Source organism: Paenibacillus agaridevorans, from assembly GCF_003112455.1.
GTDB classification, from domain to species: domain Bacteria; phylum Bacillota; class Bacilli; order Paenibacillales; family Paenibacillaceae; genus Pristimantibacillus; species Pristimantibacillus agaridevorans.
In genome coordinates this window covers 18,184-39,656 of the sequence record NZ_BDQX01000362.1, presented here as the reverse complement: position 1 = coordinate 39,656, position 21,473 = coordinate 18,184, and the positions used below count along the sequence as shown (strand labels likewise).

General features: G+C 54.4%; 20 protein-coding genes. 11 read left to right on the top strand and 9 right to left on the bottom strand.

What is annotated here, in order from left to right:
- Nucleotides 1–148 precede the first annotated feature (148 nt).
- A complete protein-coding gene (locus PAT3040_RS28475) occupies nucleotides 149–1,438 on the top strand; it encodes a class II aldolase/adducin family protein (protein WP_108995343.1) in 1,290 nt (429 codons plus the stop codon).
- A gap of 34 nt (nucleotides 1,439–1,472) precedes the next feature.
- Complete coding sequence (locus PAT3040_RS28470; RefSeq protein ID WP_087571949.1) at nucleotides 1,473–2,144, top strand: HAD family hydrolase; 672 nt, start codon at nucleotides 1,473–1,475, stop codon at nucleotides 2,142–2,144.
- A 508-nt stretch (nucleotides 2,145–2,652) separates the two neighbouring features.
- Here the strand turns inward: PAT3040_RS28470 and PAT3040_RS28460 are convergent.
- Nucleotides 2,653–3,537: an AraC family transcriptional regulator gene (locus PAT3040_RS28460; protein ID WP_108995341.1), complete on the bottom strand. Its 885-nt coding sequence runs from the start codon at nucleotides 3,535–3,537 to the stop codon at nucleotides 2,653–2,655.
- Between the two features lie 184 nt (nucleotides 3,538–3,721).
- Here PAT3040_RS28460 and PAT3040_RS28455 point away from each other — a divergent pair, with 184 nt between their 5' ends.
- From PAT3040_RS28455 to PAT3040_RS28430, 6 genes are all read left to right on the top strand, one after another.
- Nucleotides 3,722–5,116, top strand: a complete 1,395-nt coding sequence (locus PAT3040_RS28455) for an MATE family efflux transporter (protein ID WP_108995340.1) — start codon at nucleotides 3,722–3,724, stop codon at nucleotides 5,114–5,116.
- A 74-nt stretch (nucleotides 5,117–5,190) separates the two neighbouring features.
- Complete coding sequence (gene infC, locus PAT3040_RS28450; protein WP_108995363.1) at nucleotides 5,191–5,688, top strand: translation initiation factor IF-3; 498 nt, start codon at nucleotides 5,191–5,193, stop codon at nucleotides 5,686–5,688.
- Between the two features lie 196 nt (nucleotides 5,689–5,884).
- Nucleotides 5,885–8,245 carry an FdhF/YdeP family oxidoreductase gene (locus PAT3040_RS28445; protein ID WP_108995339.1) on the top strand — a complete coding sequence of 787 codons (2,361 nt, stop codon included), beginning with the start codon at nucleotides 5,885–5,887 and terminating at the stop codon, nucleotides 8,243–8,245.
- Between the two features lie 23 nt (nucleotides 8,246–8,268).
- Nucleotides 8,269–9,084, top strand: coding sequence for a formate dehydrogenase accessory sulfurtransferase FdhD (gene fdhD / locus PAT3040_RS28440; RefSeq protein WP_108995338.1), 816 nt, complete (start codon nucleotides 8,269–8,271; stop codon nucleotides 9,082–9,084).
- A 124-nt stretch (nucleotides 9,085–9,208) separates the two neighbouring features.
- Nucleotides 9,209–10,927, top strand: a complete 1,719-nt coding sequence (locus tag PAT3040_RS28435; RefSeq protein WP_108995362.1) for an ABC transporter ATP-binding protein — start codon at nucleotides 9,209–9,211, stop codon at nucleotides 10,925–10,927.
- A 35-nt stretch (nucleotides 10,928–10,962) separates the two neighbouring features.
- Complete coding sequence (locus PAT3040_RS28430; protein ID WP_108995337.1) at nucleotides 10,963–11,178, top strand: hypothetical protein; 216 nt, start codon at nucleotides 10,963–10,965, stop codon at nucleotides 11,176–11,178.
- A gap of 544 nt (nucleotides 11,179–11,722) precedes the next feature.
- Here PAT3040_RS28430 and mnhG read toward each other — a convergent pair.
- The 7 genes from mnhG to PAT3040_RS28395 are packed head-to-tail and all read right to left on the bottom strand — an operon-like array spanning nucleotide 11,723 to nucleotide 17,502.
- Nucleotides 11,723–12,097: a monovalent cation/H(+) antiporter subunit G gene (mnhG, locus tag PAT3040_RS28425; protein ID WP_307719181.1), complete on the bottom strand. Its 375-nt coding sequence runs from the start codon at nucleotides 12,095–12,097 to the stop codon at nucleotides 11,723–11,725.
- Nucleotides 12,075–12,359 (bottom strand): Na(+)/H(+) antiporter subunit F1, encoded by a 285-nt coding sequence (locus PAT3040_RS28420; protein WP_087571942.1) that lies wholly within the window; start codon nucleotides 12,357–12,359, stop codon nucleotides 12,075–12,077. Before PAT3040_RS28420 ends, mnhG begins: the two co-directional genes overlap by 23 nt.
- Nucleotides 12,359–12,835 (bottom strand): Na+/H+ antiporter subunit E, encoded by a 477-nt coding sequence (locus PAT3040_RS28415; protein WP_087571941.1) that lies wholly within the window; start codon nucleotides 12,833–12,835, stop codon nucleotides 12,359–12,361. The genes PAT3040_RS28420 and PAT3040_RS28415 overlap by 1 nt, the downstream gene beginning before the upstream one ends.
- A 43-nt stretch (nucleotides 12,836–12,878) precedes the next feature.
- Nucleotides 12,879–14,354: a Na+/H+ antiporter subunit D gene (locus PAT3040_RS28410; protein WP_108995336.1), complete on the bottom strand. Its 1,476-nt coding sequence runs from the start codon at nucleotides 14,352–14,354 to the stop codon at nucleotides 12,879–12,881.
- On the bottom strand, nucleotides 14,347–14,685 hold the full coding sequence (locus PAT3040_RS28405; RefSeq protein ID WP_087571939.1) for a Na(+)/H(+) antiporter subunit C: 339 nt from the start codon (nucleotides 14,683–14,685) through the stop codon (nucleotides 14,347–14,349). Before PAT3040_RS28405 ends, PAT3040_RS28410 begins: the two co-directional genes overlap by 8 nt.
- A 1-nt stretch (nucleotide 14,686) precedes the next feature.
- Entirely contained in the window at nucleotides 14,687–15,109 is a 423-nt protein-coding gene (locus PAT3040_RS28400; RefSeq protein WP_108995335.1) for a Na(+)/H(+) antiporter subunit B, read from the bottom strand.
- The gene (locus tag PAT3040_RS28395) at nucleotides 15,106–17,502 is read right to left on the bottom strand and encodes a Na+/H+ antiporter subunit A (RefSeq protein WP_108995334.1); all 2,397 of its coding nucleotides are present in this window, start codon (nucleotides 17,500–17,502) and stop codon (nucleotides 15,106–15,108) included. Before PAT3040_RS28395 ends, PAT3040_RS28400 begins: the two co-directional genes overlap by 4 nt.
- A gap of 237 nt (nucleotides 17,503–17,739) precedes the next feature.
- Here PAT3040_RS28395 and PAT3040_RS28390 point away from each other — a divergent pair, with 237 nt between their 5' ends.
- Nucleotides 17,740–18,435 (top strand): adenine nucleotide alpha hydrolase family protein, encoded by a 696-nt coding sequence (locus PAT3040_RS28390; protein WP_108995333.1) that lies wholly within the window; start codon nucleotides 17,740–17,742, stop codon nucleotides 18,433–18,435.
- A 117-nt stretch (nucleotides 18,436–18,552) separates the two neighbouring features.
- On the opposite strand, the gene PAT3040_RS28385 is transcribed toward PAT3040_RS28390, so the two are convergent.
- Complete coding sequence (locus tag PAT3040_RS28385) at nucleotides 18,553–19,395, bottom strand: AraC family transcriptional regulator (RefSeq protein ID WP_108995332.1); 843 nt, start codon at nucleotides 19,393–19,395, stop codon at nucleotides 18,553–18,555.
- Nucleotides 19,396–19,542: 147 nt separating this feature from the next.
- Here PAT3040_RS28385 and PAT3040_RS28380 point away from each other — a divergent pair, with 147 nt between their 5' ends.
- Nucleotides 19,543–20,310 (top strand): sugar phosphate isomerase/epimerase family protein, encoded by a 768-nt coding sequence (locus PAT3040_RS28380; protein ID WP_108995331.1) that lies wholly within the window; start codon nucleotides 19,543–19,545, stop codon nucleotides 20,308–20,310.
- 37 nt (nucleotides 20,311–20,347) lie between these two features.
- Nucleotides 20,348–21,415, top strand: coding sequence for a Gfo/Idh/MocA family protein (locus PAT3040_RS28375; protein ID WP_108995330.1), 1,068 nt, complete (start codon nucleotides 20,348–20,350; stop codon nucleotides 21,413–21,415).
- The last annotated feature ends 58 nt before the right edge of the window (nucleotides 21,416–21,473 follow it).

The following is a 21,473-nucleotide window of genomic DNA, read 5'->3' as shown; positions in this document are numbered from 1 at the left end:
TGAAACGGTTTGCGCCGCCAAAGGACGGCGACAGCGTTTCACTTTGTTACCGCTTGTGACAAAAATCTCACTTCCCGCCATTAAATTTGCGGTATAATAAAAGAAATCAAATAAAAACAAAAACAAACGGAAATGTGAGGCGATTGCAATGAAACAGGAATACATGCATCCGGGAGACCAACTCCTTCTGTTTATGGAGCGTATTTACAAATACGGAATGACGACTACGTCGGGCGGCAACCTGTCTATCAAGGACGATAAAGGGGATATCTGGATCACCCCCGCCGGTATAGATAAAGGCTCGCTTACCGCCAGGGATATGGTCTGCGTCAAAGCGGACGGCACGGTAGAGGGCGTGCACAGGCCTTCCAGCGAGTTTCCGTTTCACAATCTGATCTACAAGTCGCGGCCGGATCTTAAAGCCATCATTCATGCCCATCCCCCGGCGCTCGTATCCTTTAGCATCGTTCGCCGAATTCCCGACACGCGCCTGCTTCCGAACGAACGTCGAATATGCGGTCCGATCGGCATTGCCGAATACGCCCTTCCCGGCAGCGAAGAGCTGGGGCGGAAAATCGCGGACGTGTTCGTCAAGGGATACGATACCGTTATGTTGGAAAATCACGGCGTCGTCATAGGAGCGGACAATCTGTTTAAGGCGTTTCAAATGTTCGAGACTTTGGATTTTTGCGCACGGCTTGAAATCGAAGCCCGGCGGATCGGGGAACCGAAGCTGCTGACGGACGAAAATTACGAGATGGTGCGGAGCAAAGGCGATGTCGCATACGAAAATTATAAGCCTCAGGGCAGAACAACGCTGGAAAACGGAGCCCGGAAAGAAATGTGCAATTTCATTCGACGTTCTTATGATCAACGGCTGTTTACCAGCACGCAGGGCACGTTTTCCCGTAGAACGGAGGGCAATGATTTTGTCATTACGCCTTATGGGCTGGATCGCAACTATATGGAGCCTTCCGATTTGATTACGATCAAGGATGGCAAAACGGAAGAAGGGAAAGTGCCCAGCAAATCCGTTCTGTTGCATAAGGCGATCTACGAAAGCCAGCCTCACGTCAACGCCGTGTTGATTGCGCACCCGCCTCATATTATGGCGTTTGCCGTAACGGAGCTTGCTTTCGATTCCCGAACGATTCCGGAAAGCTATATTTTGTTGCGAGGCACGCCGAAGCTGCCGTTTGACGCCGTCTATCGCGATCCAGAGCAAACCGCCCGATTGTTAAATGTCAGTACGCCGCTGGCCATAGTCGAGAACAACTGCGTAATCGTAACGGGTAAAAGTCTGCTCGAGGCTTTTGATCGGCTGGAGGTTGCGGAATACAGCGCGAAATCCGTGCTTGCAGCCCGCGCGTTAGGCGACATTGTTCACATCGACGATTCTTGTATCCGCGATCTGGAGGTCGCGTTCAACTTGCAGTAGCTCCTACGATTTATGAACGGAAAGGGGAAAGGAAATGATTAAAGCGATTATTTTTGACTTTGACGGAACGATCATCGATACGGAGACGGCATGGTATTATGCCTTCCGGGATGCTTACAAAGAACATGGCGTCGACCTTGGCGTCGAGCAATATTCGCAATGTCTCGGTACGAGCTTGCATCTGTTCAACCCGTACGAGTACCTTGCGACAGAGCTGGGACTGCCCATCGATGTAGCGGAGTTCCGCAATCGAATCCGCGCAGACCATACGGCCAGAATGAATGTGGAGGAAGTGCGGGCGGGCATCCGGGAATATTTGAAGATGGCCAAGGAAGCGGGGCTGCGCATCGGTCTCGCATCCAGTTCCGATCGTGCCTGGATCGATAAATATTTGGACCAGTTGGATATCCGCGAATATTTCGAGGTTATCCGGTCGGCAGATGACGTGAGCCAGGTGAAACCCGATCCGGAGCTGTATCTTAGCGCGATTGAAGCGCTTGGCGTGCGGGCGGACGAAGCAGTCGCAATCGAGGATTCGCCAAACGGAGCGCGGGCGGCGGTCGCGGCGGGGATGCACTGCGTGATCGTGCCGAATACGCTGACCAAGCTGTTATCGTTCGATCCGTCGGATCGCTGTTACCGGGCGGAATCGCTGTCGGACTTTGACTTCAAGCTGCTTACGGAAGGCGTGTTCTCGAAAGCGTGATCGGTAATAACGCCTACGCTTATCGGGCGATGAATCGATTACATGACGATGAATACCCAAACCTGTCGCCCCAAATGCCGGATGCCGGGCTTCAAAGTATGCGCGGTGCTCGTGGAGCCGATGTATTAGGTAAGGGGCAGTCGAGTCACCCTAAAGTGTTCAACAAAAACACTATCCGATTTCATGGGAGTTCAATGACTCTTTTGAAGAGGGATAGTGTTTTTTTCGCAACCGCAAAGTAGTGTACGTGTTCGAAAAATCATACACGATACGCCGCAGTAGGCCCAAACCGTGGCAATGTACTCGAAAAATCAAACACGATACGCCGCTGTCACCCCAAACCGTAGCAATGTACTCGAAAAATCATACACGATACGCCGCAGTATCCCCAAACCGTGGCAATGTACTCGAAAAATCATACAGGATACGCCGCTGTATCCCCAGACCGTGGCAATGTACTCGAAAAATCATACCCGTGCCCCTTGCCTCCCAATTTGGCGAACTAAAACTAATTCAACGAGAACCGCTGGCGGTATTGGCGCGGCGACAGACCCTCGAACCTGGCGAAGCAAGTCGCGAAGTAGGCCGACTGATTGAAGCCGACCTCTTCGGCGATGCGGGAGACGGAGAGGTCCGTCTGCAGCAGCAGCAGCTTGGCCTGCTGAATGCGGAAGCGCAGCAGGTAGTCGAACGGCGAGCAGCCGAATTCGCGTTTCATGCAGCGCGCGATGTAGACGGGGTGGAAGTTGATGCTCTCGCCGAGCGACTGCGCGGTTATGTCCTCCCGGTAATGATGCCGGAGGTAGGAGGCGGCTTTCTCGGCGCACGCGAGCGCCGGCGTCGGAGATCCGGCTTCGACCGAAGCAGACAGCAGGTCGATAACCTCCTGGAAGAGGAGCTGCTGCTTCCAGCGGACGCCGTGAATATGATCATTGATGCTCATCTGTGACAGCTGCTGCAGCTTATTTTCCAGCACGTTCAGCTTGACGGCTTTGGCGAATTGAGGAATCCGCTTGACGAACAGGCGCGGCGCGAATTGTTCGGCGACGGGCACGGGCTCAGCGGAATCGCTCATTCTCGCAGGGGCGAGCATATCCTCCGCTACGGACCAGCCTCCAAGCGTGTGGAAATGCGCCCAATAATATTCCGTGTCCTCCTCGCAAGCGCGCGTCGGATAATGTTCCGCATCCGGGCGCAGGATCAGCGCATGGCCGGCACTCACTTCGTAATGGCGATCTTCTTCGCCCAGATAGAGGCTTCCCTTGATTACGACGATCAGATCGAATACGCCGATGGCTCTGCGTGCGGGATGCTTTCGCCCTGGCGGCATGTCGGCATGTCCTCCTATTATGTAATGCGGCAACGGCGGAACCGTAAATTCGATAATACTCATAATGCGGCAATCCTCCTAACGTGGCAATCCTCCTAATGCGGTAAACTTCCTAACGAGCAGGTTGGAATATTGAAAGTTTCGGTTGAAATTATGAACCCTTTTTTTCAGTATACCAACTATAATGCAAGAAGACATCAAGCTACATGAGGGGCTGCTATGCAGCTCCCCGGCGGGAGGCTGTAACATGGATCATACTGCCAAAAAACTAACATTATGGGCGCTCGCCTGGCCTATTTTCATCGAGCTGTTCCTGCAGTTTCTGCTTGGAGCGGCAGATACGCTGATGGTCAGCCGCATCTCGGACGATGCAGTTGCCGTAGTGGGGTTTTCGAATCAATTATTTTCGGCGGTCATGACGTTGTTCGTGACGGTAGCAAGCGGAGCCGGCATTTTGATCGCTCAGAAGCTGGGGGCAAGGAAAGGCGAGGATGCAAGGAAAATCGGCATCATGTCGCTGACCGTCAGCGGCGGGCTGGGACTGTTGCTCAGCGTCGTGCTTTATTTGTATCCGAAGGAGATATCGGCTTGGCTCCAGCTGCCAAGCGAGCTGCTTCCTTTAGCGGAAACGTATGTGTCCATCGTCGGCGGCGGCATGGTGCTGGTCGCGCTGATGTCGTCGCTCAGCACGGCTATCCGCAACACCGGCAATACGAAAGGCCCTATGTATATCGCCATCGGAATGAACGTCGTTCACGTTGCGCTGAATTACGCGTTTATTTTCGGAGTGTGGGGCTTCCCGAAGCTGGGTCTGCTTGGCGTGGCGCTCTCCACCGTTATCTGCCGTCTGCTGGCCGTATTGGTGCTGCTCTACATGTTCCTGCATACATTCGAACGCCGCATCGCGCTCCGTGACTTCAAGCTGTTCGATCGCGGATTGTTCGGCGAAATCATGCGCATCGGCTGGCCGCTGGGCGTCAATATGTCATGCTGGGTGTTCTCCCAGATGGCGATATTCTCCTATATTGCCATGATCGGCGCGGCGGAGCTGGCGGCGCGGACGTATATGAACACGCTGGAATCGTTCTGCTTTATGCTGGGATATTCCATCGCATTGGCACTGCAAATCCAGATCGCCCATCTGTTCGGGGCAGGCCGTATGCAAGAGGCTTACAGAACGGCGTATCGGGGGCTGGCGATCGGTCTGGGACTTGTCTTCGTAAACGCCCTAGTCATCTATGCGATCGGCAAACCGGTGCTTGGCTTGTTCACGCAAGATAGCACCATCGTCGCGTTCGGCGTTTCGCTTCTGGGTCTTAACATCCTTCTGCAGCCTGGCAAAATGGTCAACATGGCGCTTCAGAACTCGTTGAACGCCGTCGGCGATACAAAGTACACGATGTGGATCTCGCTAAGCTCGTTATCCGCCATTGCCACCGGGGTTTCCTATTGGTTCGGCATCGGGCTGGGCTGGGGGCTGACGGGCATCTACGTTGCAATGATAATGGATGAATATCTCCGAGGAGCGCTGTCGTTTATGCGCTGGCGGGGGCGCAAGAAGCTGAGGGAAGCCGGCGGCGACATGGCTGTCGAGGTAAAGCCTATCCGGGGCGTTCGTCAAAAAGGCGCCCTTGACGTATAATGCAGGGAGAGCCCGCTTCTCTAATGCAAGTTTGGGAAGGAATGAATGCAAGCACGGAAAGGAATGAACGCGTTATGTCAGGAAAACTATTAATAAATGAACAAATAAAAAGCTCTGAGGTATTGCTGACGGGGTTAAACGGGGAGTCTCTCGGCGTGTTGTCCCACCAGAAGGCGCTCGCGCTCGCCAAGGAGGCCAAGGCGGATCTCGTCTGCACGTCGCTGATGAGCAGTCCCCCGCCCTGCAAGCTGGTTAGCCGCGGCTCGGCTAAGGCGCAGCGGGATCAAGAGAACAAGGAGAGCCGCTTGAAGGAAGGCTCCGGCAAGGTCAAAGAGCTTCGGTTGACGCCGGACATCGAGGATCATGATTACGATACGAAGCTGAGGCAGGCGGCCAAGCTGCTGGATTCCGGCAACCGGGTGCTGCTCGTCGTCAAGATCTCCGGCAAGGAGGGGCCAAAGGCGAAGGCGCTGCTGGATCGTTTGGTAGCCGACTTGTCGGGGAGCGGGAAGAAAGCGACGGGCATTCAGCTCAGCGGCAAGCAAGCTGCGGTGGAGATGCTGCCGGCATAACTATCGGGGGACGAAGTTTGCTGCATAGCGGCCGCGAACTGGGGATTGCCCGCAAGCCGATTTCTTGTTACACTGACCGCAAGCAAGGCGCAACCAGAATCAGGACCGTCATGGAATGAGCAAACCAATCGCTGGTGTCATCATTCGCGCAGACGGTCCTTTTGCTTTTGGGACGTAAAGACAGGAGGGCGAGAGGATGGGGAGGACGCAGCATACCGGACGAATCAAGCTGCCCATGCGGCCGGACACCAAGCTGTGGGTCAGCAAGCGGCCATTTGGGCTGGGATTGACGAAGCCGCATCATATCCGTGATACGATGAAGGCGGCGTGGGATAATCGGGACAATCTTGCATACGCTTACAGAATATTGACTCAGGGCGTCTGCGACGGCTGCGCGCTTGGCGTCTCCGGTTTGTACGACCAGACGCTGGAAGGACCGCATTTATGCACGACGCGCTTGAACGTGCTGCGTTTAAATACGATGCCAGCCATATCGGAGAGGTTGCTGCATGCCGACATCGAGGAGCTGCGCAAGCTCAGCAGCGCCGAATTGCGCCGGCTGGGACGGCTGCCTTATCCCGTCGTTCGCGAGCGGGGAGAGATGAGGTTCCGCCGACTCTCGTGGGACGAAGCGCTCACTCGCATAGCGGATAAGGCGCGCGCCGTGGACCCGAAGTCGATCGCTTTCTATTTGACGGGCCGCGGCATTACGAACGAGACGTATTACGCGGCGGCGAAAGCAGCCAGATGGATCGGCACGAACAATATCGACAACGCTTCGCGCATCTGCCATTCGCCTTCGAAAACCGCACTGAAGCGCTCTATCGGAGTCGGCGCTTCGACATGCAGCTACAAGGACTGGATCGGCGCAGACGTGCTTGTCTTCTGGGGAAGCGTGGCCGCGAACAATCAGCCCGTCTCGACCAAATATATGTACGCAGCGAAACGCCGGGGGACGCGGATTATCGTCATCAACCCCTATAGAGAACCCGCGATGGATGGCTACTGGATCCCGTCCATTCCGGAATCGGCGATGTTCGGGACGAAGCTCGCCGACGACTTCTATCAGGTGAACATCGGCGGGGATATCGCGTTTATGCACGGCGTTATAAAGACGTGGTTCCAGATGGAAGAGGAGCGCCCCGGCTCCGCGATTGATCATGCATTCGTGGAGCGTCACGCTCATGGCTACGAGGAGCTTAGGGCTCATGTGCAGCAGCAGCCGTGGGAATTGCTTGAGTCCTCCTCGGGGCTGTCGCGAGAGCGGATTCGCGAGTTTGCAACGCTGTTGGCGGAAGCCCGCACCGGCGTATTCGTATGGAGCATGGGGCTGACGCAGCATCGATTCGGCACGGACAATATTTCGCAGGTGGCGAATCTCGCGCTGCTGCGGGGATTTCTGGGGAGGGAGCATTGCGGTCTTATGCCCATTCGCGGGCACAGCGGGGTGCAGGGCTCCGGCGAGATGGGTGCGGATCCGTTTAGCCTGCCGGGAGGCGAGTTCTCGCCGGAGGACGCCGAGCGGCTGGAGCGGCTATGGGGCTTTAAGCTCCCGGACTGGCAAGGTGACATCGTCGGCGTCTCGCTCGAAAACGCGTTGCTGCCGGAAGGGCATGAGCGTAAGCTCAAGCTGTTTTACACGTCGGGCGGCAACTTCCTGGAGACCATGCCGGATCCCGCCTCCGTGAAGGCTAGTCTGGAGGCGGTGGAGCTGCGTGTCCACCAGGATATCGTACTTAACAGCTCGGCGCTGCTGGATGCTGCGGAGGAGGTCATCCTTTTGCCCGCCATGACCAGATACGAGCAGCCGGGAGGAGGCACGTCGACATCGACCGAGAGGATGGTCTATTATTCGCCGGAGATCCAAGGACCTCGGATCGCGGAGGCTCGCGCCGAATGGGATATTTTTGGCGAGTTGGCTGCGCGGGTTCGTACGGAAGGGGCGGAGGCGTCTGCCGTCCGGTTCCGGGACGCGGCCGCGATTCGGGCGGAGATCGCGCTGGCGGCGCCATACTATCGCGGCATCGAACGCCTCGGCAAGCGCGGGGATGTGTTTCAATGGGGAGGAGCATGGCTGTGCGAGGACGGAGAATGTCCGACGCCGGACGGCAAGGCGAAGCTGATACCTGTCGAGCTGCCTGAGCTGCGCAAGGCGGAAGGGCGATTCTACGCGACGACAAGGCGCGGCAAGCAGTTCAACTCCATGATTTATGGAGAGAAGGACAGCTTTAACGGCGCGGACCGGTACGATGTGCTGATCCATCCCGAAGATGCCGGAGCGCTGTCCATTCGGGAAGGGGAAGCTATCGTCGTTTACAATCGGGGCGGCGTGTTCCATGGCCGGGCCAAGCTTGCGCCAGTCGCTCCCGGCAATATCGAGCTGTTCTGGCCGGAAGGCAATGTGTTGTTCGCCGCCGGTCAATACGAGCCGTTTGCGGGTATTCCGGAATACAATGCGTCGGTTGCGGTGGAGCGGGCGGATACCTTCCATGCGCTCAAGGATGCCAAGTACGTGGAGAAGCGGGTAGAGGAGTTGGAGACGGACGTACCGGAATAAACGAAGTTGCGGAGGTGACGGGAATGGATGACGGCGGCCGCGGCAACGTGACGAAGTGGCAGACGCTCCATGTTGGCCAAGACGGCATCCCTCGCGAGCTGGAGGATGAGATCGCAAGCGAATACGCGCTGACGGTCGTGCTCAACGGCGATGAATTCAGCACGTTGGTTTGTTCCCCTACGCATCAGGAGGAGCTGGTGTACGGTTTCCTCGCTTCCGAAGGCGCGATTCGAAGCATTTCGCAGGTAAAGAAGCTGACGATCGATGGAGATCGCGGCTATGCGTACGTCGTGCTAGATGGAGAACCGTCGATCGGCCGGGAGCGTTCGTCCAAGCGATTTATCGGCTCTTGCTGCGGGAAGGGTCGTCAGTTTTATTACCACGGTGATATGTTGACGGCCAGGACGATTATGACGCGGATGACGGTGACGGATGAACAGGTATGGTCGCTGATGGCCGCGTTGCAGGAGAGTTCGGCGGACTTCATCAGCACGGGTGGCGTCCATAATGCGGCGTTATGTACGCCGGACGAGCTGCTTGCGGTGCGTACGGACATCGGCAGGCACAACGCGCTCGACAAGCTGTACGGCTACAGCATGCTCCGTGGCGTGAGGATGGGAGATAAGCTTATCGCGTTCAGCGGCAGGCTGTCGTCGGAGGTCGTGCTCAAGGCGGCCAAGATGGGCTGCGGCTTGCTGCTTAGCAAGTCCGCCCCGACCGATCTCGCGCTTAAGCTTGCGGACGAGTTAGGCATCACTTGCATCGGATTCATCCGGGGACGGAAACTTAGCGTATATACGCACCGGGAGCGTTTGATTATAAGTCATCGATTACCTTGACACACGACAACCGTTAGGTGAAAATGCTAAAGAGGTTGTTGTGAAAACCTTTATCAAGACCGTAACCCGGCTAGAGGCGTCAGCCATGGACGGAGGATCGAATACAGATGAACAGGAGACTACCATGCTGCGTCGTTTTTTTTCGTATTACAAGCCTTATAAGAAACTGTTTTTCCTGGATTTTAGCTGCGCGGTGCTGTTGGCTATACTGGAGCTCAGCTTCCCGCTGGCCGTTGGCTACGTCGTCGAAACGTTGCTCCCGGACGAGAACTGGGGATTGATCGTATCGGCAGGCGCGGTGCTGCTGCTTATTTATGTCATCAACACGTTTTTGAGTTATATCGTCACCTACTGGGGGCATATGCTCGGCATCAATATCGAGACGGATATGCGTCGCGCGCTGTTCGATCATGTGCAGAAGCTTTCATTCCGCTTCTTCGACAACACGAAGACGGGCCATCTCATCTCGCGTCTTACGAACGACTTGTTCGAGATTGGCGAGGTGGCGCATCACGGTCCCGAGGATATGTTCATCGCGGCCATGACGCTGGTAGGCGCATTCGGGATCATGCTGTTCATTCACCCGATGCTGGCGATCATGACCTTCATTATCGTGCCGATCATTATTTGGCTCGTGCTTTATTTCAACGGCCGCATGACGAAAGCGGCGAATCGCCTTTTCAGCGACATGGCGGACTTCAACGCGCGCGTCGAGGATACGGTTGGCGGCATTCGCGTCGTTCAAGCGTTCGCGAACGAGAAACATGAAGGCAAGCTGTTTAAAGGCAACAATCTGCGGTTCCGCGAGGCGAAGCTCATTTCGTACAAAATCATCGGCATGAATGCTTCCGTATCCTATATGCTGATGCGTGTCGTATCGCTGTTCGTGCTGATCGCGGGCGCTTATTATGTCATTACGGATGGCATGTCCTACGCCGACTTCCTCACGTTCGTTTTGTTGACGAACATTTTCTTCAAGCCCATCGAAAAAATTAACGCCGTTATCGAGAGCTACCCGAAGGGCATCGCAGGCTTCAAACGTTACACTCAGCTGATGGATACCGAACCGGACGTGGCGGATCGACCCGATGCAAAAGAAGTGGACCGTCTTCGCGGCGATATTCGTTACGAGAATGTGGATTTCGGCTACGAAGGCGAAGCCAAGGTACTTGACGGCATTAATCTTTCCATTAACGCCGGGGAGACCATTGCATTTGTTGGCCCGTCGGGAGCGGGCAAAACAACGTTATGCAGCTTGCTGCCGCGATTTTATGAAATTTCCGGCGGCCGCATTACCGTCGACGGGCACGATATACGCGATCTGAAGCTGGAGTCGCTGCGCAAGAGCATCGGCATCGTGCAGCAGGACGTCTTTCTGTTCGCGGGCACGATCCGCGAGAACATCGCTTACGGCAAGCTGGGCGCAAGCGACGAGGCGATTATGGAAGCGGCGCGCCGGGCGAAGCTGGAGGCGTTCATCGGTTCGTTGCCGGACGGTCTGGATACGGTCGTCGGCGAACGCGGCGTAAAGCTGTCCGGCGGACAGAAGCAGCGTTTGGCTATCGCGCGGATGTTCCTCAAGAACCCGCCGATCCTGATCCTCGACGAAGCGACTTCCGCGCTCGACACCGAGACGGAGCAGGCGATCCAGCAGTCGCTGTCGGAATTGTCCGTCGGCCGCACGACTTTGGTCATCGCGCATAGGCTGGCGACGATCAAAAACGCCGACCGGATCATCGTCGTCACGGAAGAGGGCATCAGCGAGCAGGGACGTCATGATGAGCTGGTTGCAGCCGGCGGCATCTACAGCCGGCTGCATACTGCCCAGTTCGGCCGCGGATAATGGGATTCTGCGCTTATGCGCATTGGATTAGAAGGATGGGCCGATTCCAATGGTGGCGGCTCGCCACTAACAAGTGCGCCGAAGCGCAGTTAGTTGAGAAAATCGAATTAGAGGCAGACGGGAAGGCGCCTAAAGCGCTGCAAGCCGAGAAAATCGGCTTAGAGATGCGAGAAAAAGGGGCTGTCAGAGAAGTGACAGCCCCTTTTTCTGATTATAAATATGGGAAACGTTACCCATGGCTGATGCATTAACGGGAAAAAGTCCCACTATTTCTCGTCCAAGAACAGATTCTGCGAAATTAATGGGAAATCTGCCCGCTAATCCAGACAAATACAACTCTGAGCCCAAAAATCGCACGAATTAGAGGGCACATTTCCCACTATTTTCCCAAAAGGGCGAGAAAGTGAGGATTAGAGGGAGGTTTTCCCTCTATCAACACTTGGAGATTGATCAAACCTCCCATGTCATAAATCTACTCTTCGCTTAAACCTACACTTGTACTTTAAATCTCCCTTGAACTATAAACCTACACTTGAAATCTCGCTTGAACTATAACCCCACCCACTTGCCATAAACCTACTCTGTGCATTAAAACTTTCCTTATGCTTTTAAATCTACCTTCTGCATTAAACCTTTTCGCTTCAAACCTCCCTTGTGCGTTGAACACCGTGTCCTAAGGAAGCAACTTACAAAACTCCAGCTTTGCAAAGCAAGTCTCCCATTATCAACCCATTATCAACGTGTCCTTACCGGAGGCCTCTCATGGTCACTGTGCCCCCTAATTCAGAGGTCTGCTCATTTGTCCAACGCGCTTGCGCGTTTCTTGGCCTTCTCCAGGTCGGCGGCCAGCTCATCCTGAGCGCCTGATGGCTTGACGCCGTAACGGTAAGCGGATCTCGCGATAAGATGTCCCGTCACGGGCGCCGTAAGGAAGACGAATATGATGCCGAGCAGCAGCCGTACGCTGACTTGATCGTGGACGAATAAAAAGTAAAGGAACGTAGCTAACAAGATAAATAAAATGCCGAGCGTAATGCTCTTCGTTGCCGCGTGGGAACGTGTATATACATCCGGAAAACGCAGGAAGCCGAGCGAGCTGAGCAGGCTTAGCACCGTACCGATCAACACCATGACGACGACGATAGACTCAATCGTTTCTCTTCCGGTCAATGACAACGCCCCTCTCCAGAAACTTGCACAACGCGACCGTACTCAGGAAAGCCAATATGCCGATCAGCAGGATCGTCTCCAGATAGGAGCTGGAGTCCAGCATCATGCATAATACGGCGACGATGCCGATAATATTGTAGCCGATGGAGTCCAGCGCGAGAATCCGATCGGGCAGCGAAGGGCCTCTAATGACCCGATAGAGCGCAATCGAGATCGAAATGGTAAGCATAATAATGGACGCCATAAGCAGTGTTTGGAACATTAGCGCATCACCTCGATTATGACATCCTCGAACTTGTCCTTCGTTCGGATAATGCCCTTTTTCATCCGGGGCACGTCCATGGCGTGTACGTACATCAGCCCATCCTCCGGAGCAATCTCCATAACAACCGAACCCGGCGTGAGCGTCATAAGATTGGCGAGCAAGGACAGCTCCCATTCGGTCTTCATTCTCGTCTGCATCCGGAATACGCCAGGCTGTATGTTGAGCCGGGGCCGAATGATCTGTTCGATGGCCACAATGCTGGAGACCAGCAGCTCGATGCTGAACAGCCAGCCCAGCTTGAGAAGAAACCAGAACTTTCTTCCGTAGAAGGGGGCAGGGAAAAATCTTCTCATCCCGAACAAGATGATTGCGCCAAGCACGAAGCCGATTGCGAAGGTCAGCATGTTCCATGTATCGTGAAGCATCATCCACATGGCGGCAATCAATAGATTAAGCAAGATTTGCAAGGTCATTCCGATCACATCCTTCCGGCGAAATGCATCTGTTGGGCGCGCATTACGATAATACCGCGTCGATATAAATTCGCGGATTCACCAGGGGCTCAACCGCTTGATCAACATAAGGCATAAAGATATCCGCTCCAAGTCCGAGGCCGACGACCAGCGCGGCGAGCAGGAAGCCCGGAAGCAGGGTGCCGCGGGCGCTTGACTTCTGTTCCCCTTCGCTTAGCAGCGATTCGCCCCAGAAGCTGTTGATGAAAATTTTGATAACGGAATAGAGCACCATGAGGCTCGTCAGCAGGCTGATTGCGGCCATGATATAATGCTCGGCTTGCACGCCGCCTTGCAAAATAAGGAATTTGCCGATAAAGCCGCTTAGCGGCGGAACGCCGGCAAGCGCCAACGCGGACAGGAAGAACAGCCAGCCCAGAATAGGGCGGTACCGGATCAAACCGCTAATCTCGCGCAGCCGGTCGGTACCGGCGACGAACACGACGGCTCCGCCAAGAATGAAGATCAGCGCTTTGGCGATCATATCGTGGACCAGGTAGAAGACGGAGCCTGCCAAGGAGGCATCGGTGGCGACGCCTACTCCGAACAGGATAAAGCCAACCGAAACAACGACATTGTAAGCGAGGATTTGTTTGATGCGCCAATAAGCAATGGCTCCGATCGCGCCTAATATCATGGTCAGGGCGGCCAGCCACAGGATGATCGTATGCGTAATTTGCGGCTGATGATTGAAGATAAGCGTGAACATCCGAATAATGACGTAGACGCCGACCTTGGTCAGCAGCGCCGCGAACAATGCGGCGATGGGAGCGGAGGGCGCGCTGTAAGAGCCGGGCAGCCAGAAGAATAGAAACAATCCCGCCTTCAGACCGAATACGGTGAGCAGCAGCAGACTGACGGTGGTGGTCAAGCCGTTCTGGCCGTTCTCGGCTACACGCTCCGCGATATGCGCCAGGTTAAGCGTGCCCGTGATCGAGTACAGATAAGCAATGGCAATAACGAATAGACTGGATGCCACAATATTAATGACAATATATTTGACGGTTTCGCGCAATTGAACTCTCCCGCCTCCTAAGCTGAGGAGCACGTAAGACGAGAGAAGCATGACTTCGAAGAAGACGAACAGGTTGAAAATGTCGCCCGTCAGGAACGACCCGTTTACTCCGCACAGCAAAATGAGCATCAGCGGATACACGTAATAGTTCTTCCGTTCTTCCCCGATGAAATGAAAGGCGAACAGCAGACAAGCGAATGTAACGATCGAAGCGACGGCGACGAGTATCGCGGCCAGCATATCCGCAACGAGCGGAATGCCGTACGGGGCTTCCCATCCGCCCATATGAAGCACCTGTATGCCTTCCGAAGAAATTTGGCCCATCAGCATTAGCGATGCCGCGAGCGTGGCAAGAGCGGCCAAAGCCGCTATCCATTGCTGGAGCCGGATATGCTTGCGGATGAAAAACAGGGAAACGCCCAAAATTAACGGTATAAACAATGGCAAAACAACGATATTATTCATGATCTTGTCCCCTTAACCGCTCCACATCGTCGGTGCCATGCTCCTTATACGTGCGGTAAGCCAGCACAAGCGAAAATGCGGTTAGCGAAAAGCTGATAACGATGGATGTCAGAATAAGCGCCTGCGGCACCGGATCGGTATAGCTGGCGGCCTGTTCTTCCAGCAGCGGAGCCGCGCCCCGCTTTAAGCCGTTAATGGACATCAGCATAATGTGAACGCCGTGCGTGAACAGGGACAGACCCATAATGATGCGCAGAAGCGTCTTGCTAAGAATGAGGTAGACACCTGAGGTGAACAACGTACCGGCGACGATTGTCATCAATATTTCCATACTATAGGTCCTCGCTAATGCTTCGAATTATTGTTACCGTAGTGCCGACAACGGCCAGATAGACGCCCAGGTCGAACACGAAAGCGGTGCCCAGCCCCGTCTTGCCGAGCAGCGGCAGATTCACGTATTGATAAACCTGCGTCAGGAACGGCACGCCGAACAGCACCGCTCCAAACCCCGTCAGCAGAGCCAGCATGACGCCGACGGCGCCGATGATCTTGAAGTCTAACGGAATAATTTCGCCTACGGTCTCCACGTCGAACGCCAGATACAGCAGCATAATCGCTGAAGCCGTGATCAGACCGCCGATAAAGCCGCCGCCTGGATTATTATGCCCCGCGAACAGGATGTAGATGGAATAAATCATGATGATAAACACAAGTATTTTTGCTGCGGTCTGCAGAATAACGTCAGGAAATTTCACTGCTGTCCCCCCTTCCTTGACTTGCGAAGTTTGATCAGCGTGTAAACGCCAATGCCTGCCGTGAACAGCACGACGCTTTCCAGCATCGTGTCGAACGCGCGGAAGTCGACCAGAATCGCGTTGACCATGTTTTTGGCGCCGGACAGCTCATAGGCATTTTGGAAGTATTCGGATACCGGCTTGAATTGATTGCTTCCTTGGGCAGCAATGCCGATTAGCGTAAACAGGGCACCGATGCCGACGGAGATGAGCAGATTGGATATCTTAACCCGAATGCGTGTCACTTCCGTCTTCAGCTTGGGCAGGAAGTAGAAGGCCAGCAGGAACAGCGCGGTCGTAATCGTCTCGACGACGAGCTGCGTCAACGCGAGATCCGGCGCCCTGAAGATGACGAACAGCAGCGAAACCAGATAACCGACCGCTCCCACGGCAATGATGGCCGTCAGCCTGGAGGTGACGGAGATGACGAAGCCGGCCAATACGGCGATTGCGCCCGCGAGAATGTATTCGTACAAGCCGATCTCGGCGTTGGTCGACAGGTCGTAGCCGAAAGCGTCCAGCAGCACGAACGAGCCGCCGACAAGAAGTATGATAAATACAAAGATATAGCTCAGATAGCTGTGAAGGAAGCCGTTCATATAGGTGCTGGTTATCCGGGCCGAAAGCTTCTCGGCGCCTGCCAGCCCGTTGTCGTAGAGACTGCCCAGCGTATACTTGTGCGGAAGAAGGTTGTAGACGTCCCCCCACTTCTTGTAGGTGCGGTACAGAAGCGTGCCGACTACGACTATGCCGATCGTCATGTACAGCTCCGTGTTCAAGCCGTGCCAAGCTTTAATCTTGACATAGAAGGTCTCCCCAGGCAGCCTCAGTCCGGGCAGCACCGAATGGATGGCCGGCTCGAAGAGATTATAGGACAGCAGATTCGGAAAGAAGAACGCGGATACGACGATAAGAGCAAGCACGATTGGCGGAATCAGCATGCCGATCGGCGCCTCATGGGGCTTTTTGTCCAGTCTGTCCGGATGGTAGGTGCCCGTAAACGTCTTGAATACGAGAATCAGGCAATAGGCAAACGTGAAAATGCTGGCTACCCAGGCCGCTATCGGCAGCCACAAGGTCCATTGTTCCGTATGCGTGTTCGCTGCCAGCACCCCGGCAAAAAACATCTCCTTGCTCAGAAAGCCGCTGAACGGCGGCAGGCCGGCCATAGACAAGCCGCCGATGACGGTCAGCGTAAAAGAAACGGGCATCAGACTCATCAGTCCGCCGAGTTTGCGGATATCGCGGGTGCCCGTCTCGTGGTCAAGAATGCCTACAACCATGAACAGACAGCCTTTGAATATGGAATGGTTGAACAGATGGAAGATTGCGGCGAGAATGGCGGCTTCGAACCAATCGGCCTCCGCCGCGAAATCCGGGTTAAGCGCCAGAGAGCCGATGCCGAGCAACGACATGATAAGCCCTAGCTGACTGATGGTGGAATAGGCAAGAAGCGCCTTAAGGTCGGTCTGGCGGATCGCCATGAAAGCACCCCAGAACAAGGTTAGCGTACCGACGATCGCAATAATCCAGAACCAGTTCATATCGCCGCCGAACACGGGAGTGAAGCGGGCAACCAGATAGACGCCGGCCTTGACCATCGTGGCGGAATGCAGGAAGGCGCTGATCGGAGTCGGCGCTTCCATCGCGTCAGGCAGCCAGATATGGAACGGAAATTGCGCGGACTTGGTAAACGCGCCAAGCAGAATCAGGAGCATGGCAGGGAGGAACAGAGCATGATCGGCGAGCGTCTCCCGCATGCCGATGATCTCGCGAATGCTGAATGTTCCTGCGGCCGTCCCGATCATCAGCGCGCCGAGAAGCATGGCGAAGCCGCCGAATACGGTAATGAGCATCGCCTTCTGCGCGCCGTAACGCGATTTTTTGCGCTGGTACCAATAGGCAATGAGCAGGAAGGACGATACGCTGGTCGCCTCCCAGAACACATACATAACCATCAGATTATCGGATAAAACGATACCGAGCATGGCTCCCATAAACAAAAGCAAATAAACATAGAAGTTATGGAGAGCTTCGCGTTTCATCGACATATAATAAATGGAATAAAGTACAACTAAAGTGCCAATACCTGTAATGATAAGAGCGAATAAAAGCGCCAGACCGTCCAGATGCAGCGAGAAGTGGATTCCGGCGGAAGCAATCCATGGAACGGAATGAACAATAGGGGGAGAGTCGGTCTGAACCGGGAAATTCGTCAGGAAATAAACGAATAGAAGCAGAGGGATCACGATCACGAACCAGCCCGTGTGGATACGGGGCAATTTCTTGAAAAACAACGGCACAAAGATGGTATAGAGGAATGGCAGCAAAACGGCAAAATGCAGCAAAGACAACTTGTGACCTCCTAATATGTACTTAAATTCATTATAGTTCATATCGGCTGTACGCAATTTTTAACCCGCGCAGATAGTAATGCCAACTAATAGTATACACTAATCGCATTGACAGAACCAAGTAAAAACAGTACTCTGTAGTCAATGTCTCGATACGGGAGCATTCTCGGATGTTCATTCGCGGCTGCCGTATTAGAAGCTTAGATGAGGTGAATCGTTAAATTGAAGAACGGGAGAATGGATGAGAGCATACTCGTATGCGTCTATTATGGACCAAACGGTGAAAGGCTTATCCGTCGTGGCGGCAAAATTGCCAACATGCTGAACTGCCCCTTTTATGTGTTGACAGTGGACCCGCTTCCTGAAGACGAACTGGACATCGAAAAGATCCATTATGTCGAGAAGTGGAAAGAATTGGCCAAAGAGCATGGCGCCGAGCAGTTTATCGTCAAATACAATGAGAGCCGCCCGATCGCCAAAGTCATCGGCGAGGTGGCAAGAAAACACAATATTACTCAGCTTGTTCTCGGACAAACCGCCCAGAGCCGTTGGAAGGAGATTACGAAGGGATCATTCATCAATATTTTGCTGAATGAGATTCCGTTCGTCGATCTTCATATTATCTCGGTCTCGCGGGAGCTCAAAAACGGCGACGGCTTCTATGAGAAGGGCGTACGCGCTTATTTGCTGCAGGAAGAGACGAAGTACAGGCTTAGCTTCAGTCATACGCATCAGGATGTCTACGAGGGCATTTTCTATAAAGAATTAGGAACGGATTTTAACAACGGCGTGTTTAAATTTATGACGAACAACTGCATGATTGAAGTTCAAGTTGTGGACGATTACGTGAAGGATATGGAAGAGCAGATGAGATCGGTTGCGAATATCGCGAACAATATCGCCAACACAGCACAGTGCAACAATAAAGAATAGCCGTGATCGAATTGCTTATAGGGAAATGAACAAGGAGCTGCTCCAACAAGTCGACTGACAATGACTGTTGGGACAGCTCCATTTTTATGCCGTATTATGCCGTATTATCGCAGCTAACTAGTTAGTCGGGATGCCGTTCCGCGCACGGTATTCGCTTGGGCTGACATTATAGCGGGAGCGGAACGCCCGGCTGAAATAGGGATAGCTCCGAAAGCCGGCCGATTCGGCGATATCCTCCAGATTCATGTCGCTGTGCAGCAGCCTCTCCGATGCGATGGCCAGCCGGATATCGACGACATAGCGCATGGGGGGCAGGCCGAACGTCCCCTTAAACAGATGCGAGGCTGTCGACACGCTTACGCCAAAGCGGGCGGCCACCCGATCCAGCTTGAGCGGCTCGGTCGCGTGTTTCTCGAGGTAGCGCTTGATCTGGTAAGGGATATAACGTTCCGGCCGTGATGCGGACCCCGCCTTCTGCGCATGCTGATCGATGGACAGACATATCACCTTGACAAGAGCATCCATCATCTCCGAATTGTCCCCGTGCAAATTCCTCTTCTCATAGATCAGTTTCCTCCAGAGCGACATCAGTTCGTCGATCGGTTCCACGCGGACGATGCCCTGAACCTTGCTTCGACGCGCCCAATTCTCGATCCACTCCCCGTCGCAGGTCAAATAATAGTCCACGCTGTCAATAGGCAGCATCACGCCATCCTGCTCATCGTAAACCGCTTCGATATCGAGCCGGTATTCTTCGCAAGGTCTTCTCAGGATGAGATCGCCCGGCTCCACGGGGTAGGTGACGCCATTTACCGAGACGCGGCATCGTCCCTTTGCTTGAAGGCGCAGGAGCACGCGGTGATCGGAATCGTCGTGCTTCATGTAGCCTTGGAAGGGCACGACATGTCGGGAATAACCGACGGATAAGGGAATGGTCCATGATTGCGTTTGCGAGGCCATAGGCGTAACCACCTCTCCTTGTATCAGGAAGTATTGACTCTATCATAACCGTTGCAAAATAAGTCAACAAGCGGAGAATCGGATATTCACTTCCTTATTTCGTCATTTTATACTGGGTGTAATTGTCGATGGAAGGGGAAGAAGAGAATGAGGGAGAAGATTGCAGTTCAGTTATACACGTTGCGCGAGGAGTGCGCAAGCGACTTTCCGGCAACGCTTCGTGAAATAAGTCAAATTGGGTACGGAGGCGTGCAATTCGCCGGTTTTCACGGTCACGATCCGAAAGCGCTTAAAGAAATTTTGGACGAGACCGGGCTTAAGGCCGCGGGATTGCACGTTGGCCTTGACGAATTGCTTGAACGCGGGGATCAGGTGGCGGACGAGGCTGAAGTGCTCGGCACGATCGACATTATATGCCCGGGCATCGCCGAGGCGATCCGGACCGAAGGCGGTTACAAGGGAGTGCGGTCCGATCTGAACGCTATCGCGGCCAAGCTCAAGGACCGTGGAATACGGATCAGCTACCACAACCACGCGTTCGAATTCGAGACGAAGGTGGACGGCAAGGACGCATTGTCCTACCTGCTTGAGCCTGTTCCAGGCAACGAAATTTTGGCGGAGCTCGACGTGTTCTGGCTTAAGAAGGCTGGCCGCGACCCTGTTGCTTTCTTTGAGCCTTACGGCGGCAGAATGCCCATCGTACACTTAAAGGATATGACGGACGATGAGGAAGCCACGTTTGCGCCGATCGGTACGGGCGTTATCGATTTTGCTCCTATCATCGAATGGGGAGAGACTAGCGGCGTTGAGTGGTACGTGGTGGAGCAGGATTCCTGCAAGACGGATCCCATGGATTGCGTGAGAACGAGCTATGGCAATCTGCTGAGCTTGATGGAACAGAGAACTGAACGATAAAACAATCATTCTTTTATAATTCGGGGAGGAACAGAACATGAGCGCAAAATATAAAATAGGCGTCATCGGAGCCGGCGGCATCTTCCAAGCGGCCCATATGGAGGCATGGCTGGAGCATCCGGAAGCAGAAGTAGTGGCGGTATGCGATATCCGGAAAGAGCGTGCGCAAGAAATTGCCGGGAAGCTGGGCGTGAGCCGCGTCTATACGGATTATCGCGACATGCTGCGCGATGGCGGCTTCGACATCGTCGATATCTGCACGCCGAACCTGTATCACTCGGAGATAGCGATTGCCGCATTGGAAGCGGGATACAATACCTTCTGCGAGAAGCCGGACGCGGTCAATCCCGTCGAAGCGCAGAAGATGGCGGATGCGGCGGCCGCATCGGGCAAGCTGTTGATGGTTATGCGCAACAACCGCTTTAACCCGAATTCGCAATTCCTTAAGCGTCTGGCCGATGAAGGCGGCATGGGCGAAATCTACACGGGCCGCTGCGGCTGGATCCGGAGAAGGGGCATTCCGGGCAAGGGCGGCTGGTTCACGACGAAGGAGCTGTCGGGCGGCGGGCCGCTGATCGACCTCGGCGTACATTTCATCGATCTCGCCATGTGGATCATGGGCAACCCGAAGCCGGTATCCGTCACGGGAGCGAAGTACACGAAGTTCGCCAATGATACCATTGCCGATTCTGTCCATAGCTCCTTCGGCGACCGTCAGGAGGATGGCACGTTCGACGTAGAGGACCTGGCAACGGGCTTTATCCGCTTCGACAACGGCGCGACGCTGCAGATCGAATTCAGCTGGGCCTCCAACATTGGAGAGGAAATGAATTTCGTCGAGCTGCGCGGCACCAAGGCGGGAGCGAGCCTGCGAAACGGCAAGCTTGGCATCTACTCGGAAGCTGCCGGACAACTGACGGACACCGTGCCGGTTATTAAGGGCGCCGACCAGGTGAAGCAGCATACCGAGAACATCAAACATTTCGTCGATTGCCTGGAAGGACGCGCGAAGCCGACGATCACGCCGGAGCAGGGCGTCGACATGATCAAAATTTTGGCCGCGATTTACGAATCGGCGGAAACCGGCAGAGAAGTCAGGCTGTAAATTTGCTATAATGAGGGCGAACGGGAAACCGGTTGCCGAAGAAACGCCAGTGGGATAA

Excerpts from the sequence above, each read along its gene's own strand:
- fdhD (WP_108995338.1), top strand. The coding sequence starts at position 8,269 with ATGGATGACGGCGGCCGCGGCAACGTGACGAAGTGGCAGACGCTCCAT.
- PAT3040_RS28420 (WP_087571942.1), bottom strand. The coding sequence starts at position 12,359 with ATGTTCCAAACACTGCTTATGGCGTCCATTATTATGCTTACCATTTCG.
- PAT3040_RS28410 (WP_108995336.1), bottom strand. The coding sequence starts at position 14,354 with ATGAATAATATCGTTGTTTTGCCATTGTTTATACCGTTAATTTTGGGC.
- PAT3040_RS28375 (WP_108995330.1), top strand. The coding sequence starts at position 20,348 with ATGAGCGCAAAATATAAAATAGGCGTCATCGGAGCCGGCGGCATCTTC.
- PAT3040_RS28470 (WP_087571949.1), top strand. The coding sequence starts at position 1,473 with ATGATTAAAGCGATTATTTTTGACTTTGACGGAACGATCATCGATACG.
- PAT3040_RS28455 (WP_108995340.1), top strand. The coding sequence starts at position 3,722 with ATGGATCATACTGCCAAAAAACTAACATTATGGGCGCTCGCCTGGCCT.
- PAT3040_RS28415 (WP_087571941.1), bottom strand. The coding sequence starts at position 12,835 with ATGACCTTGCAAATCTTGCTTAATCTATTGATTGCCGCCATGTGGATG.
- PAT3040_RS28475 (WP_108995343.1), top strand. The coding sequence starts at position 149 with ATGAAACAGGAATACATGCATCCGGGAGACCAACTCCTTCTGTTTATG.
- PAT3040_RS28445 (WP_108995339.1), top strand. The coding sequence starts at position 5,885 with ATGGGGAGGACGCAGCATACCGGACGAATCAAGCTGCCCATGCGGCCG.
- PAT3040_RS28385 (WP_108995332.1), bottom strand. The coding sequence starts at position 19,395 with ATGGCCTCGCAAACGCAATCATGGACCATTCCCTTATCCGTCGGTTAT.
- PAT3040_RS28380 (WP_108995331.1), top strand. The coding sequence starts at position 19,543 with ATGAGGGAGAAGATTGCAGTTCAGTTATACACGTTGCGCGAGGAGTGC.
- PAT3040_RS28405 (WP_087571939.1), bottom strand. The coding sequence starts at position 14,685 with ATGGAAATATTGATGACAATCGTCGCCGGTACGTTGTTCACCTCAGGT.
- PAT3040_RS28435 (WP_108995362.1), top strand. The coding sequence starts at position 9,209 with ATGCTGCGTCGTTTTTTTTCGTATTACAAGCCTTATAAGAAACTGTTT.
- PAT3040_RS28430 (WP_108995337.1), top strand. The coding sequence starts at position 10,963 with ATGGGCCGATTCCAATGGTGGCGGCTCGCCACTAACAAGTGCGCCGAA.
- PAT3040_RS28390 (WP_108995333.1), top strand. The coding sequence starts at position 17,740 with ATGGATGAGAGCATACTCGTATGCGTCTATTATGGACCAAACGGTGAA.
- infC (WP_108995363.1), top strand. The coding sequence starts at position 5,191 with ATGTCAGGAAAACTATTAATAAATGAACAAATAAAAAGCTCTGAGGTA.
- PAT3040_RS28460 (WP_108995341.1), bottom strand. The coding sequence starts at position 3,537 with ATGAGTATTATCGAATTTACGGTTCCGCCGTTGCCGCATTACATAATA.